This window comes from Acidobacteriota bacterium (assembly GCA_016716435.1).
In the GTDB taxonomy this organism is placed as follows: Bacteria; Acidobacteriota; Blastocatellia; order Pyrinomonadales; family Pyrinomonadaceae; genus OLB17.
This window is the reverse complement of record JADJWI010000003.1, coordinates 1,014,838-1,027,642: the sequence shown is the minus strand read 5'-3', so window position 1 is coordinate 1,027,642 and position 12,805 is coordinate 1,014,838. Positions and strand designations below refer to the sequence as shown.

The following is a 12,805-nucleotide window of genomic DNA, read 5'->3' as shown; positions in this document are numbered from 1 at the left end:
ATGATGAATGCCCGTGTCAGTAGCCCGACCGTGAGGAAGGGCCCCAATGCAGAAGCCCGGGCGTCAGCAAGGGCGTTCATCGAATGATGAATGATGAATGCGGAACTCACAGGCGGAAATCCGACCGGTAGGGAGGGTGTGTCTTGGAATGGTGAAGTATGAACGATGAACGATGAATGGCTTACGCTCGTATCAGTAGCCCGACCGTGAGGGAAGGCTCATTCTAGTGGCGAGTGACGAGTGACAAGGGCCGAATCTGGAATGCGCAAGCCCGCGCGTCAGTAAGGGCGGTTCATCCAATGCAGTATGTCGTGTCAGAGGCCCGACCGTAAGGGAGGGCTCATCTAAATGCGGAATGTCGGAGTCGTCGAAGACGGCGCCATTGATGTAGCCCACACGTAGCAAGACGTGGTCCTCGTCATTTTCCGCATGGAGTCGTCGAAGACGACGGCATCACAAACTCACCGCCTGGTTTCTTATTTTCCTTTTTCGTAGTTCTACTGTTCGAAGCTCTGCGGGTCGCCGGAGACTAAGGCGTAGCGGTTGAAGCTTTGCGGGTCGCCGAGCTGCATCGAGCCTTCAAAGGACATGGGGGTCAGGCCTGCGATAATGCGATTCTTGTCTAGTTGCACTGCTTAAGAACTTGCATGAACGGCAGGGTCGCCTTAACCGCTTCGAGCATCGTGAGAAAACGATTGTGATCCTCACACGAATGAAATATTCCCTTCAGGTCGTTGCCGCAAACGATCAAATGATAAATCCCACCCTCGACCTCCAACCGAATTCTTCTTGCCATCTCACACCGTTAAGGCCTAAAGTCAAAAAATGAATCGGAAAGAATTGCAATCTCGCAGGCCTGACCCCATTTCTTCTCTCAACATTTCGACCTATATCTCGCTCTATACATACGGCTACCGGAACGTTTACGAACTCGGGCCGCTGGTTGATATCGGCGCGACAAAGCTCGAGATGGTCGCGCCGGCCGACACGCGAGATTGAACACCGTCGACGAGCGTAACGAAAGCCCGGCGGATCACGGAATCGGATGTTGGAAGCAAAGCGAATAGCCATCGGGATCGGTCAGTGCCAACTGCCGCATTCCGTAGGGCGCGTTCGTCGGCGGGGCGAGGTCGATGCCCTTTTGCCGGAGGTGGTCGAATATCTCATCAGCGCTCTCGCAGCCGAAGAAGAGGGTGGTATCGGAGTGCCAAGCGGTCCGTGCTGCGGGCGGCTCGGCAGGAACTTTTCCGGGCTCGTACTGATCATTGAGCATCAGATCGCATCCATCCTTACGCAGCCATACCCAGCTTGCGTCATCGCCTCCGCCGGAATCGGCAACCACCGAAAAGCCGAGAAGATCTCGATAGAAGGCAAGCGACCGCCGCATATTGAAGATCTGTAAGAGCGGTGTCAGCGAAGAGATCTCGATATTCATTTTCTTACACACTCCGGAAGATAGTCTCCGAGTAGATTCCGTTCCATGCCGTTTCCCCAACCACAACCATGGTCGGAAGTGTTTCGCTCGACATGAAGATCGCTAATGTGATGCGGCGGGAATGCGAGGAGCTTTAGCACCGAACCCGGACGGAGATGCTCGCTCGCCCAGCTTAGCGGCGAATCGCCATGGGCATCTCGGGCCTCCTTTTCGGCGCCGTTTTGAATAAGGAATTCGATGGTCTCAGCGTCGGCGTAAGCGGCTGCCCGGTGAAGCGGCGTTTCGCCTTTTGTGCGGACGTCGCGCATGAATGCGCCGGTCGCCTTTCCGGGAATCGTCCGCGCATTAACATCCGCGCCATTTTCGACCAGCAGCTTGACCACGTAAAAGTAGTGCGGCCGCCCGGCTTTCGAGAGAGCTCCGTGCAAGGGTGTTTCGCCGGTCTCCGGTCCGGACCAATTCACGTCCGCGCCGTTAGCGATAAGGAAGTCCGCGACCTTCCAATGGCCGAAGAACGCGGCGTTACCAAGTTCCCGCCCGAGGTCAATGCCGGAAAGGTCGCCACCGGCATTCATTACCGCTTTCAGGGCCGTTACGTCGTTGTAGTAAACGAACCATTGGAGCGGGCTCACCTCGGCCGAATGAAGCGATTCGTTCCATCCTGATGTTGCGAGAAGATCGAAAACAAGGTCGGTCCGCCCGCGGGCGATCCTATCGAGTATCTCGCTTTGATCCATTAACCGCGTCCTCCTGATTGAATTGCATCATGAGATACGCCTCAGGACCCTATATTGTTGCCCAGAAAAGCCCGCGGAGGGCGATCCGAACACCGCCGCTCCGCGAGTCCTTAAGGTTATCGGCCGTTAGCTCTTGAGCGTTGCCGAGAGCGATATCTCGGCACCGGCAAGGACGCGCGAGACCGGGCACTTTTCCTTTGCGTCCTTAGCTACCGTTTGGAACTCTTCGTCGGTGATATTCGGGACGACCGCCTCGGTGATGAGGTCGATACGCGGGATCGAGAACCCGGCCTCTTCCTTTTCAACGTGGACGACGGCCTTCGTCTCGATGCTCGTCGCCTCATATCCGGCACGGCCGAGAAAGCCCGAAAATGCCATCGTAAAACACCCGGCGTGCGCCGCGGCGATCAATTCCTCGGGGTTGGTCATCGTGGCGTCATCGCCAAACCTGGCATTGAAGGAATAAGGCCCCTCAAATGCACCGCTCTCGAGCTTAAGGCTTCCCTTGCCCTCAATGATGCTCCCCGCCCATTTTGCGTCTGCTGATCGTTTTATGCTCATAATTTTAATAAATAAAATTGTTAGTTGTTGCGTACTCTTTTGTCGCTATGCATGATCGGTGCTTTCAATGCCGATCAAACTATTCTTCTGAACGCTTACAAGAAAATACGTTCTTACGTTTTACCTTTAGGTTCAAAAAGTGACCGAACGGTGCCAAGCACCTCTTCGAATTTTTCGTCTTTCAATGTTCCGATGATGCGATCGATGATCGAATCATTGCTCGTAAACAATTTAGCCGGGCGAACGTAGCTTTGTCTACGCAGAGTCCCGACTGCAAAATCGGCGTTAAAAAGTTCTGTTGCGGCCCGGTCCGAATATGGCTGGCTTGTGATCTGGCAAAGGATGACATCGCCCCGCCCGGCCTGAGCAAGAACGAGAGCAGGCCGAAGTTTTGTAGCGGAAAGATCACTGAACGGAAATCGGACAAGAACTACTTTTCCGTTTGTAGGTGTTGCCAAGCGTCCTCCTCTTCTTCTCGAAGCCAATCTTCACTTAACACATCTTCACTAAGCAAAGCGGTCTCAGGAACTTCGACAGGCGACGCCTCATCCAAAACAGTCACAAGTGCCCGGCGACCGCTCGGCAGCCGAACTCCGCCCGGAATTCTCACCCGTCCTTTACTATCTATTACACCTTCAATCGTCTGAATCATATAGATGATATTGCGTTCGTTTTAAGAAAAGAGCAAGAAAAAAATAGCCTCATTTAGAACCAACTTTAAATAGGCTGCTGGTTTGATTTCAACAGACTCAGTCGTCGATTGGGGTGACCCATTTCGTTACGGGCTTGGTTTCCGAAAGCACGTGCAAAATGTCGTTCAGCGATATCAGTAGATAGTGCACAACATCTCCTGCTTTTGGGTCAGTGCTAGAGTACTTACGATCAGCATATTTCCGAGCCCATTCAGATTCTTCAATAATCAACGTAGGATGCGACCATTTAGAGCCATTCTCCGTCGTTGGAATGCCGTCTGGAACCTCAATAAGACCATAAGACTCATCTTCCCAGCATACCGCCATAGGGATACCAAAGTTGATTTCTAAGTCGTTCTTTAGACCATCCGCAATTCTAGAAAAGTGCATAATGACTTTAAGCTCTGCATCTTTTCTCGCTTCCCAGAAATACGAAATGTCCGCGCACGGATAGGTAAGTTCCCTTTTCGGCATCCATTTGATCGCTCGCACCATAAACCAAAAAGTCTACGCTTCAACATTCTTCTTTAACCCCTGCCAGACGGCGTAGTAATCCGGCTGGAGCTCGGGGCATTCCATGGCGAAGCGGGTCGGGCGGATGATGTACCGCGACTCGAACATAAAGGCCATGGTGCCGGCGAGCTTTTGCGGCTTGAGCTCAGCGTTCGAGGCCTTTTCAAAGGCGTCGAGGTCCGGGCCGTGTGCCGACATCTGGTTGTGGAGCGAGCCGCCGCCGGGGACGAAGCCCTCTTCCTTGGCGTCGTACTGGCCATAGATCAGCCCCATGTATTCGCTCATCGTGTTGCGGTGGTACCAGGGCGGCCGGAACGTGTCCTCGCCGACGAGCCAGCGGTCCGGGAAGATCGCGAAGTCGCAATTTGCGACGCCCGCTTCGCCGCTTGGGCTCGTTAGGACCGTGAAGATCGACGGGTCCGGATGGTCGAACGAGATCGAGCCGATGGTGTTGAAGCGGCGAAGGTCGTACTTATACGGAGCATAGTTGCCGTGCCAGGCGACGACGTCGAGCGGCGAGTGGTCGCTCTCGCACGACCAGAGATTTCCACCGAATTTCTGCACTATCTCGCAGGGCTCGTCCTTCTCCTCGTACCAGGCGACCGGTGTTTCAAAGTCGCGCGGATTGGCAAGGCCATTTGCCCCGATCGGGCCGAGATCCGGCAGGCGAAATTGCGCACCGTAATTCTCGCAAATATACCCACGAGCCTGGCCATCGGCGAGCTCGACCTTGAACCGTACGCCGCGAGGGAGTACGGCTATCTCGCCGGGGCCGACCTGCATCGCCCCGAGCTCGGTCAAAATGCCGATCCGGCCGAGTTCGGGGACGATAAGCATTTCACCGTCGGCGTTGTAAAAATAGCGGTTGCCCATTCCGCGGTTGCAGCGGTAAATATGGACCGCGATCCCCGCTTGTGTGAAGAGGTCGCCGTTGCCCGCGATGCTAGTTATGCCCTCGACAAAATCGGTCGGAGCATCGGGAATCGGCAACGGATCCCAGCGGAGCTGGTTCGGGGCGGTGATCACCTCATCGAACGGAGTGGACCGGAAGAGCGTTCCGCCCGGCTCGCCTGAGGGAGCGAACGGCACGAACGGTTTGTGCGTCACCGATGGCCGAATGCGATACGTCCACGTCCGCTTATTGCCGCTCCGCGGAACGGTGAAGGCCGTGCCCGAAAGCTGTTCGGCATAAAGCCCGAGCGGCGCCCGCTGCGGCGAATTGCGCCCGAAAGGCAAAGCCCCCGCAACCGCCTCGGTCGCAAACTCATTCCCAAAGCCTGTTTGATAATTCATTCCCATTTGAATCCTACTTTTTCAAGTATTTTTGAAATGCTAGTTCAAACTCATGAAGTCGCTTTCTTAAGGCAGTCATCTTCTCTTCCTCGTCGGTTTCTTCCAGAAGTATCAAATGGGCTTCAAGAATGTGCCAGATGATACGGGGATATTGTTCCCGCAACTCTTCCCCATCCTCACCCATCTCGTCATATGCAGCTCGGAATGTCCTCTCAGCCCTATCATAGAATTCGCTTGCCGTTGCTGTATTTCCATCTATATGGTGGGCCTGGCCGATCAGAAAATAGATCTCTCCGGTCTCAACATCAGTCTCACCAAGGACTGATCTGCCGATCACTATTCCCTTCTCGAAATAATTTAATGCTTCTTTGGGCCGCTTTTGTCTAAGAAAAGCTATCCCTACCTGAATATATCCGGCCTGTCGTTCCAAGACCTGACCAGCTGGTAATTTCTCAGCGTAAGCGATCGATCGCCGGCAAGAGAGAATCGCTTCTTGATGCTTCTGTTCGCGATTGAGTTGCCGACATCGATCCGCCTCGTCGAAGTACAGCTTGTTGTATTTGCTTTGTTCCAACGACTCCCGATAGATTCGCTCCGCCTCCTTTTGATCACGAATCTCTTGACCGTAAACGGATGAAAACACCCCGCCAAGACAGAACGCTATCAAGATGAATCTGTAAGGACGAAAGTGTTGAATCATAAAATCTACTCTGCTGTAAGCATCATTTTACATTTGTCGATGCCCAAGCCGAAGCCGTCGGGGATGTGTTCGATGGTCTCAAAGCCGAGCTTTTGGTAAAAGCCCTCGGTGTGCTGCGAGGTGCTGATCATGAAATCACGTTCGCCCCATTTCTCGCGGGCCTTTTCCATTCGAAAGAGCGTCAACCGTTTACCGAGTCCGGTGCCGATCAGGTCGTTGCGGACCATTCCCCAACAAAGGCCGACCGAGCCATCGCTGTTAAGTGCGACGCCGCCGGCCCCGACCGTCTCGCCATCATGATCGAGCAGCCAGTAGTCCTCGGGGTGCTCGGCCAGATAATCCCGAAGCTCCTGCTCCTCGGCCGGGACGAAATATTTCGGGATGTTCGAACGCAGAAGTGCGGCGACCTTTTCGATATCGGCGGGCTGAAAATCACGGAATGTGGGCTCGCTTGATTTCACGGTTCAATGTCGAAGTGGAGCACGTCCTCGCGGGTGCCGAGCGATTCGTAAAGCTTGATCGCCGGGTCGTCGCCGTGGTCGGCCTGCACATAAATGACCCACGCACCAAGCTCGCGGGCGATCTCGCGCAGCTTGTTTATCAGCCCGGTCGCGACGTGTTGCCGTCGATACTCTTCGAGAACCGCGAGGTCGTAGATATAGATCTCCGACCGCTCCTGCTCAAACTTGTGCAAAACATAAGCCGCCAACCCGCCGACAACCTTCCCTTCCGCCACAGCCACCAGCGGAATGAAGTCCTGGCGGGCTAGAAGTTCTGTTAAATACTCATCCGACGGGACCGCAGATTGATAAGACTCATGGTCCTCAAACGCCGCAGCGAAAACCGCGAGTAGCTCTTGGAGCGTTCGAAGATCAGCGCGCCGAAGCTCCATTAAAGATTCCCGCGCCGTCGCTGCTCTTCTTCGATCGAGACGAAGAGCGCCTTGAAGTTGCCTTTGCCGAAACCTTTGCAGCCCTTTCGCTGAAGGATCTCGTAGAAAACGGTCGGGCGGTCTTCGACCGGCTTGGTGAAGATCTGGAGCAGGTAGCCCTCGTCGTCGCGGTCGACCAGGATGCCGAGGCGTTTGAGGTCTTCTACGCTTTCATCGATCTCGCCGACGCGTGCCGGGATCTCGTCGTAATAGGTATCCGGCACGCGGAGGAACTCGATGCCGTTTGCCTGCAGCTTAGCGACGGTGTGCAGAATGTCCTTGCAGAGCAATGCTACGTGCTGGGCGCCTGCCGAGCCGTAGAAGTCGATATATTCCTGGATCTGCGACTTGCCGCCCTTGCCCTCGGCGGGCTCATTGATCGGGAACTTGATGTTGTGGCCGCCGTCGCTCATCACGATCGACATCAGAGCCGAGTACTCGGTCGAGATGTCTTTGTCGTCAAAGGTAATGTACCGCTCAAAGCCCATCACGTCGCGGTAAAAGTCGCACCAGTAGTTCATCTTCCCGAGTTCGACGTTGCCGACGATGTGATCGACGAGCTGAATGCCGACCTCCTCGCCGGGGACGAGCTGCTCGGTAAAGCCGGGCAGGAAAGCGCCGGAATATGCATAGACCCGCTCCTGCTGTGCGGCGGTCGCGGCTCCTTCGGCCGAGCCGCTCGGACGGTCGGCTGACGGGGCCGCAGATGCCTGATAGGAATAGAACGAATGGATCGTGTCGCCATAGGTCGCGATCGCGGCGTGGCGGACCGTGCCGTTCGCATCGGTCATATCGTGCGGCTCGGTAATGCCCGTCGCCCCACGTTTGACGGCCTCGTTATAGGCGTGATCGGCATCTTCGACCTGGAAGGCAATATCGCGGACGCCATCGCCGTGCTGCTTGATGTGCTCGGCAGCCGGGTGCTCAGGTGTCAGCGGCGTCGTCAGCACAAAATTGACGCGGTTCTGCCGCAAAACGTAGCTCGTCACCTCGCGGTCGCCCGTCTCAAGCCCGCGATACGCCACCCGCGAGAAACCGAACGCCTTGCGGTAATAAAACTCCGCCTGCTTCGCATTCCCAACAAAAAACTCAACGTGATATATTTTCTTAAGTCCTAATGGATTCTTCGTGTCTGTCATAAAAAAACCTTTCAATCATGGATGCCGTGCCGCGTACCATTTCTTCCATCTTGAGGGAATTGGTTTGCCGCCTTTCGCCTCACGAACCGCCAGCATTTCGTAATACTGTTCCTGCAAATTGATAAGCTGGGCGATCTTAGCCTCCGGTGTTTGGGACCGAAGATAGGAGCGCGATATCTCTTTGCGTTTGGTCAGTTCTGCAATCTCGCTTTCGCTATCCATTCGTAAACCTCCACTTATCTGTTTCCCATTTTACCAGCAAGTCGTGTCTCGCCAGAATTCTTGCGAGTCTCGCGTCATCGAGAATGCCTGCATCCACGAACATCGCTATCTTCTGATAGTCCTTTGCCCGCCCGGCAAAAAGCCACATAGCAACGAGATGTTCCTTGTCGATCACATAAGCGTCCCGACCATCGATTGACAAAACAACTGCATTCTCAATTGCTTCGCTCCAAAGTTTGCTATGGCTAGCCTCAACGAACTGAACCAACCAGCCGTGGATATTTACAAACTCATGATCGAACGAAAACCCGCGTGCCCGAGCAAACTCATAAATGGAGTCTAATGAAAGAACCAACGACGACTGCTTTTCTTTGAAGAGAAAGAAAATATCAAGATCTATCGTCGATATTGGTTCGTTGTGCAGGATAGCGGCAAATGCCCCGCCGATCGCATACTTATCGACGATCCCGGCCTGCCTCATTTCGTCTAAAACAGACAGGATCTGACCGATCTTTGTTGAGGGTAATGGGTTCTCCATCGGTTTACGATTACGACACCCCGAACGCCTTGCGGTAATAAAACTCCGCCTGCTTCGCATTCCCAACGTAAAACTCAACGTGATGTATCTTCTTTAATCCAAGTGGATTCTTGTTATCCATATGTCCATCCTACAAACCGCTTAAAACCAACTGTCAAACCATATCGGCTAAATACCCCAAAGGCTTGCCTCCGAAATATAGAACTTTTTTTCTGAAGGGTCGAACGCGATCTCAGCGTTACATCCGCCTTCTAAACCATGGGTGTGAATCAGCCTACGTTCCGAAAAAAAGCCGCCTTTTTCTGAGTATCTAAACCAACGAGTGTTGTATGCGAAATACAACTTTTCCTCCCTATCGGAGATCGGAAAGATCTTGATGTATGGAACTCCGCGCTTTCGTTCCTCTTTCGAGAGTTTCCTGAATTCTTGAATCAACTCCGAGTCGTCCAGATAACGAACGGAAATCTCCCCCATCTTTTTCGGCAAATTTCTAGTTATGTAAAAGTCGTACGCTACAATGACATTTCGCAAATCCCGCTCCGAAAAACTTTTGTATGAAGCAATCTCTTTTTCCAAACAGGCCTGAAGACCCCGGGCGTAAAGAGAGTCTTCGTTAGCCTGTGCAAACACAGCCATTGCCAAAAAAACAATAAGAACAACTGCTTTCATACTTTCCGACCCCAATCACAGCTTGATCGCCAGTTTTAACTCGCCGCCGAGGCCATCTACGACGATCTTTCGTAGAATGGAATAACTGGCGTCCGTTAGATCGTTCTCAACCTTCGAAATACTTGATTGACTTATACCTGCCCTGTTTGCGAGTTCCTTTTGAGTCAGCCCTCTGGCGTGGCGAGTTCGTCGTAACAAGCTGGTGAGTTCATCTTCGGCAGTATTTATCATTTTCCGGTCTATCTTTCTTTCGCCCATTTGTATCACCTCAGCCTTTCAAAGCTAACTCCGGAACATTTGCGTTCTCGTAGTTCTCGATCAGAGCCGACAAAACATCCATCATCGAAGCAAGCGGATGCGACTCATCCTCGCCGACCTGATCAATGAGATCGTCGAGCATTTTGACGAGACGTTCGTACTCAAGTTCGTTATGCGGTACGAATACCGTGTCCGAAACATTTGTCCAGGACTGAATATCGACTGCTTGCATATCTACTCCTTCCAATTTCCGGCGTCATATTCGGCATGGGTTAAAACTGCCCGGATATAAACCTTTTTTCGATTATAGTGTATCGCCGCTATCAGCCGAACTTTATTTCCGCCGATATTGAACACCGTCAGATTCCCGACCTTGTCCGCAGACGGGAAGAATTCGCGTAACTCTTCGATCGAAGCAAAGCTATTCTGCCTCATTTGACGATACCAACGTGCAAGAGCGTTGTTCGTCTCCGGATATTTTTCGGCAAACTCATTCAGGCGCTTTCTTGTGATTACGTACATCTCACATCTCCCGCCAGATTATGAATGCGTTGTCGAGGCGTTCCATGCCGATCTTTGGGTAGTAATCCATGGCGGCCGGGACGGAGAGGAGGAGGACCATTGATTCATCGCCGGCGGCCTGTTTGGTCATCTCGACGAGGCGGCGGCCGACGCCTGCTTTTTGGTGCGAGGTGGCGACGGCGAGGTCGGCGAGATAGCAGCTCCAGGCTCCATCAGTGATCGACCGCGAGATGCCGATGAGCCGGCCGTTTTCGCGGGCGGTTACTATCAAGTTCGAGCCCGCGAGCATCCGCCCGATGCGGTCCTCGTCATCTATCGGCCGCGGCAGGCCGCAATCGCGGTAAAGCTCGACGACCTCGGCGGCGGTCGCTTCTCCGTTGATCGTAAATTCCATCATCTGTCAGCTTCCAAAAGTTGAGATGTATCCGCGCGTCACCTCTTTCAGCTCGGCGTAGGACGGGATGACGTAGAGCACCGGCTGCATGTCGCTGTATGTGTATTCGTGGTTGATCACTTCTTCGAGCACAAACGGCCGCCGCTCGACCTTGTCCGAAAAAGCGTGCACGAGCTCGCCGTAGCTTGAGAGCAGCCCGGCACCGTAGGCCTTGATGTCGCCTTCGTGTTCGACCAGGCCAAATTCGACCGTGAACCAATAGAGCCGGCCGAGTTCCTCGATCTGTTTGTCGGTCGCGATGCGGGCACCGTGGCCGATGAACTGCGAAAAATCGGCAAAGTTTGGGTTGGTAAACATCGGAATGTGGCCCATCGCCTCGTGGACGATGTCCGGCTCGGGCGTATATTCCGGCCGCGAGTGGTGGCGGATGTACTGCGTTGAGAGCATCGTCCGCCACGAGAGCCAGCTCAGGAAAGCACGTGTATCGACGAGGCCCTCGATCGGCGCCAGCCGGAAGTTGGTCAGCTCCTTGAGCCGGCGGTTCATTTCCGTCAGCTGCGGGATGCGTTCGTTCGAGATGCCGAGGTCGCGCTTTGCCCTGAGATAGAACGGCGAGGCGTGCCGCTGGTGCAGCTCCTCGAGCCGCGTGGCGACGTGCCGCCAGATCGCCTGCTCGTCGTCGTTGTAATCAACGTCCGTGATGACGCCCGTCTCGCGAAACTTCTTGGCGAGGCTCGCGATGTAGCCGCGACGCGTGCGGTATTCGGGGTCGCTCGCACCGGGATGGTCGAGGTCGAGTTCCTCGATGTCCTCGAACGGCATATCGCGAAAGGTCGGCAGATCGGCGTCCGTAATGTGAAAATTATCGAGCGGAAAATCGGTTTCGGCGGCGTTTGCGGCAATGGCGGTCTCAGTAAGCATGGTTGGCTCCTCGAAATTTACGATGCCGTGGGAAGGTCTCGGGTTATCCTTGAATAAATAATTGTAATAGAAGCGAAAAGAAATCTGAATAGTGAATATTCGGAAATGGGCGGGCCGGGCTTTATTTTGTGATTTATTTCCGGGGCAAAACCTTATAAACTAAAGCCAAGGCCGCGGAATGGCCTTAGGGAGCTTATGATCGACGAAATTGACCGGAAGATACTTACCGAGCTGCAGGAAGATGCGCGGACGAGCTTTGCCGAGCTCGGGCGGCGGGTCGGGCTGACGACGCCCGCCGTTATCGAACGCGTCCGCAAGCTGGAAGATGCCGGGATAATCACCGGCTATCGGGCGGAGATCGATACGGCAAAGGTCGGGCTGCCGATCACGGCATTCGTCCGGATGAGCATAACGGGCGTGGACTACAGCCACATCATCGAGGTCGCCGAAGAGACGAGCGAGGTGCTCGAATGCCACCGCGGCACCGGCGGTGATAGCTTTATAATGAAGGTCGCCGTCGCCTCGGTCGAACACCTCCAGGAGATCATCGACAAACTCACCCCCTACGGCATCACAACCACCGCCATCGTCCTCTCTTCCCCCGTAAAACGCCGAACGATAAAGGTCTAGCTCATACTTCAGAGGCCGTACTACCGCATGCTTTGTCTCGTCAATCGATTGATTTTTGTCACCGGTTTCCGTATCATGAGAAATTGTTGTTGCATCATTGCAACTAAATGCCACACACGATATTTAGTTGCAGTGATGATACGAAAACCAAATGAAGAAGGCTATTGAAATCGCGGAATATTTCGTTTGGCTTGCAAAGGAGCGCGGGGCTGAACCTGTGTCGAACTTGAAGGTTCAGAAGCTTTTATACTACGCTCAGGGCTATGCTCTCGGTAATTTTAGCCGACCCTTGTTCTTGGAACGAGTGATGGCATGGAATTTCGGACCGGTTGTCGAGGAAGTCTACGAAGAATACAAGAGATTTGGATACGGGCCCATCGATCTGCCCGAGGAGTTCAACGCTGAAACGTTCGATCCCGACGAGCGTGAACTTCTTGAATCGGTTTTCGAAGCTTATGGAGACCTTTCAGCGTCAGCTCTGGTTGAGCAAACGCACAACGAAGAGCCGTGGAGAGCATCTAAGTTAAAGAGCGAGATTACAACGCGTGCGATGCAGGCATTTTTCAAGCGCAACTTATTCAAAAGAATGTAGAACAAATGGCTTACGGCCCACGCCCCCTTTTGCCTCCGGTGCTTGAGCGAATGATATG

The 12,805-nt window shown here is 53.7% G+C and carries 22 protein-coding genes; 3 read left to right on the top strand and 19 right to left on the bottom strand.

What is annotated here, in order from left to right; translation table 11 throughout:
* Positions 1-622: 622 nt before the first annotated feature.
* Positions 623-796 (bottom strand): hypothetical protein, encoded by a 174-nt coding sequence (locus IPM21_08165; protein MBK9163872.1) that lies wholly within the window; start codon positions 794-796, stop codon positions 623-625.
* A 29-nt stretch (positions 797-825) separates the two neighbouring features.
* Between IPM21_08165 and IPM21_08160 the strand changes: the two genes are divergently transcribed.
* A complete protein-coding gene (locus IPM21_08160) occupies positions 826-999 on the top strand; it encodes a hypothetical protein (GenBank protein MBK9163871.1) in 174 nt (57 codons plus the stop codon).
* A gap of 34 nt (positions 1,000-1,033) precedes the next feature.
* Here the strand turns inward: IPM21_08160 and IPM21_08155 are convergent, their stop codons facing one another.
* The 18 genes from IPM21_08155 to IPM21_08070 all read right to left on the bottom strand — a co-directional run bounded on the left by IPM21_08155 (position 1,034) and on the right by IPM21_08070 (position 11,525).
* Entirely contained in the window at positions 1,034-1,435 is a 402-nt protein-coding gene (locus IPM21_08155; protein MBK9163870.1) for a VOC family protein, read from the bottom strand.
* Positions 1,432-2,172, bottom strand: a complete 741-nt coding sequence (locus IPM21_08150; GenBank protein MBK9163869.1) for a hypothetical protein — start codon at positions 2,170-2,172, stop codon at positions 1,432-1,434. The genes IPM21_08155 and IPM21_08150 overlap by 4 nt, the downstream gene beginning before the upstream one ends.
* Before the next feature lie 126 nt (positions 2,173-2,298).
* Positions 2,299-2,733: an OsmC family protein gene (locus IPM21_08145; protein ID MBK9163868.1), complete on the bottom strand. Its 435-nt coding sequence runs from the start codon at positions 2,731-2,733 to the stop codon at positions 2,299-2,301.
* Between the two features lie 113 nt (positions 2,734-2,846).
* Positions 2,847-3,191: a type II toxin-antitoxin system PemK/MazF family toxin gene (locus tag IPM21_08140; GenBank protein ID MBK9163867.1), complete on the bottom strand. Its 345-nt coding sequence runs from the start codon at positions 3,189-3,191 to the stop codon at positions 2,847-2,849.
* 291 nt (positions 3,192-3,482) lie between these two features.
* Complete coding sequence (locus IPM21_08135) at positions 3,483-3,920, bottom strand: hypothetical protein (protein ID MBK9163866.1); 438 nt, start codon at positions 3,918-3,920, stop codon at positions 3,483-3,485.
* Positions 3,921-3,932: 12 nt separating this feature from the next.
* Positions 3,933-5,237: a homogentisate 1,2-dioxygenase gene (locus IPM21_08130; protein ID MBK9163865.1), complete on the bottom strand. Its 1,305-nt coding sequence runs from the start codon at positions 5,235-5,237 to the stop codon at positions 3,933-3,935.
* A 7-nt stretch (positions 5,238-5,244) separates the two neighbouring features.
* Positions 5,245-5,931, bottom strand: coding sequence for a tetratricopeptide repeat protein (locus IPM21_08125; protein MBK9163864.1), 687 nt, complete (start codon positions 5,929-5,931; stop codon positions 5,245-5,247).
* A gap of 5 nt (positions 5,932-5,936) precedes the next feature.
* Positions 5,937-6,392, bottom strand: coding sequence for a GNAT family N-acetyltransferase (locus IPM21_08120; protein MBK9163863.1), 456 nt, complete (start codon positions 6,390-6,392; stop codon positions 5,937-5,939).
* Entirely contained in the window at positions 6,389-6,823 is a 435-nt protein-coding gene (gene aac(3)-I, locus IPM21_08115) for an AAC(3)-I family aminoglycoside N-acetyltransferase (protein ID MBK9163862.1), read from the bottom strand. Before aac(3)-I ends, IPM21_08120 begins: the two co-directional genes overlap by 4 nt.
* On the bottom strand, positions 6,823-8,001 hold the full coding sequence (gene hppD / locus IPM21_08110; GenBank protein ID MBK9163861.1) for a 4-hydroxyphenylpyruvate dioxygenase: 1,179 nt from the start codon (positions 7,999-8,001) through the stop codon (positions 6,823-6,825). The genes aac(3)-I and hppD overlap by 1 nt, the downstream gene beginning before the upstream one ends.
* Positions 8,002-8,016: 15 nt before the next feature.
* Positions 8,017-8,223 (bottom strand): hypothetical protein, encoded by a 207-nt coding sequence (locus tag IPM21_08105; protein ID MBK9163860.1) that lies wholly within the window; start codon positions 8,221-8,223, stop codon positions 8,017-8,019.
* Entirely contained in the window at positions 8,216-8,761 is a 546-nt protein-coding gene (locus IPM21_08100; protein MBK9163859.1) for a hypothetical protein, read from the bottom strand. Before IPM21_08100 ends, IPM21_08105 begins: the two co-directional genes overlap by 8 nt.
* A 168-nt stretch (positions 8,762-8,929) precedes the next feature.
* Positions 8,930-9,430: a hypothetical protein gene (locus IPM21_08095; protein ID MBK9163858.1), complete on the bottom strand. Its 501-nt coding sequence runs from the start codon at positions 9,428-9,430 to the stop codon at positions 8,930-8,932.
* A gap of 15 nt (positions 9,431-9,445) precedes the next feature.
* The gene (locus tag IPM21_08090) at positions 9,446-9,688 is read right to left on the bottom strand and encodes a helix-turn-helix transcriptional regulator (GenBank protein MBK9163857.1); all 243 of its coding nucleotides are present in this window, start codon (positions 9,686-9,688) and stop codon (positions 9,446-9,448) included.
* Positions 9,689-9,698: 10 nt separating this feature from the next.
* Positions 9,699-9,920: a hypothetical protein gene (locus IPM21_08085; protein ID MBK9163856.1), complete on the bottom strand. Its 222-nt coding sequence runs from the start codon at positions 9,918-9,920 to the stop codon at positions 9,699-9,701.
* Between the two features lie 2 nt (positions 9,921-9,922).
* Positions 9,923-10,210, bottom strand: coding sequence for a type II toxin-antitoxin system HigB family toxin (locus IPM21_08080; protein ID MBK9163855.1), 288 nt, complete (start codon positions 10,208-10,210; stop codon positions 9,923-9,925).
* 1 nt (position 10,211) lies between these two features.
* A complete protein-coding gene (locus IPM21_08075) occupies positions 10,212-10,607 on the bottom strand; it encodes a GNAT family N-acetyltransferase (GenBank protein MBK9163854.1) in 396 nt (131 codons plus the stop codon).
* A gap of 3 nt (positions 10,608-10,610) precedes the next feature.
* Positions 10,611-11,525: a phenylalanine 4-monooxygenase gene (locus tag IPM21_08070; GenBank protein MBK9163853.1), complete on the bottom strand. Its 915-nt coding sequence runs from the start codon at positions 11,523-11,525 to the stop codon at positions 10,611-10,613.
* A 195-nt stretch (positions 11,526-11,720) separates the two neighbouring features.
* Here IPM21_08070 and IPM21_08065 point away from each other — a divergent pair, with 195 nt between their 5' ends.
* Both IPM21_08065 and IPM21_08060 read left to right on the top strand, forming a co-directional pair.
* Positions 11,721-12,155, top strand: a complete 435-nt coding sequence (locus tag IPM21_08065) for an Lrp/AsnC family transcriptional regulator (GenBank protein ID MBK9163852.1) — start codon at positions 11,721-11,723, stop codon at positions 12,153-12,155.
* Between the two features lie 151 nt (positions 12,156-12,306).
* Complete coding sequence (locus IPM21_08060; GenBank protein MBK9163851.1) at positions 12,307-12,747, top strand: SocA family protein; 441 nt, start codon at positions 12,307-12,309, stop codon at positions 12,745-12,747.
* Positions 12,748-12,805 lie beyond the last annotated feature (58 nt).

Coding starts and splice junctions, on each gene's coding strand:
- IPM21_08165 (MBK9163872.1), bottom strand. CDS start 796: ATGGCAAGAAGAATTCGGTTGGAGGTCGAGGGTGGGATTTATCATTTG.
- IPM21_08160 (MBK9163871.1), top strand. CDS start 826: ATGAATCGGAAAGAATTGCAATCTCGCAGGCCTGACCCCATTTCTTCT.
- IPM21_08155 (MBK9163870.1), bottom strand. CDS start 1,435: ATGAATATCGAGATCTCTTCGCTGACACCGCTCTTACAGATCTTCAAT.
- IPM21_08150 (MBK9163869.1), bottom strand. CDS start 2,172: ATGGATCAAAGCGAGATACTCGATAGGATCGCCCGCGGGCGGACCGAC.
- IPM21_08145 (MBK9163868.1), bottom strand. CDS start 2,733: ATGAGCATAAAACGATCAGCAGACGCAAAATGGGCGGGGAGCATCATT.
- IPM21_08135 (MBK9163866.1), bottom strand. CDS start 3,920: ATGGTGCGAGCGATCAAATGGATGCCGAAAAGGGAACTTACCTATCCG.
- IPM21_08130 (MBK9163865.1), bottom strand. CDS start 5,237: ATGGGAATGAATTATCAAACAGGCTTTGGGAATGAGTTTGCGACCGAG.
- IPM21_08125 (MBK9163864.1), bottom strand. CDS start 5,931: ATGATTCAACACTTTCGTCCTTACAGATTCATCTTGATAGCGTTCTGT.
- hppD (MBK9163861.1), bottom strand. CDS start 8,001: ATGACAGACACGAAGAATCCATTAGGACTTAAGAAAATATATCACGTT.
- IPM21_08105 (MBK9163860.1), bottom strand. CDS start 8,223: ATGGATAGCGAAAGCGAGATTGCAGAACTGACCAAACGCAAAGAGATA.
- IPM21_08100 (MBK9163859.1), bottom strand. CDS start 8,761: ATGGAGAACCCATTACCCTCAACAAAGATCGGTCAGATCCTGTCTGTT.
- IPM21_08095 (MBK9163858.1), bottom strand. CDS start 9,430: ATGAAAGCAGTTGTTCTTATTGTTTTTTTGGCAATGGCTGTGTTTGCA.
- IPM21_08090 (MBK9163857.1), bottom strand. CDS start 9,688: ATGGGCGAAAGAAAGATAGACCGGAAAATGATAAATACTGCCGAAGAT.
- IPM21_08085 (MBK9163856.1), bottom strand. CDS start 9,920: ATGCAAGCAGTCGATATTCAGTCCTGGACAAATGTTTCGGACACGGTA.
- IPM21_08080 (MBK9163855.1), bottom strand. CDS start 10,210: ATGTACGTAATCACAAGAAAGCGCCTGAATGAGTTTGCCGAAAAATAT.
- IPM21_08075 (MBK9163854.1), bottom strand. CDS start 10,607: ATGATGGAATTTACGATCAACGGAGAAGCGACCGCCGCCGAGGTCGTC.
- IPM21_08070 (MBK9163853.1), bottom strand. CDS start 11,525: ATGCTTACTGAGACCGCCATTGCCGCAAACGCCGCCGAAACCGATTTT.
- IPM21_08065 (MBK9163852.1), top strand. CDS start 11,721: ATGATCGACGAAATTGACCGGAAGATACTTACCGAGCTGCAGGAAGAT.
- IPM21_08060 (MBK9163851.1), top strand. CDS start 12,307: ATGAAGAAGGCTATTGAAATCGCGGAATATTTCGTTTGGCTTGCAAAG.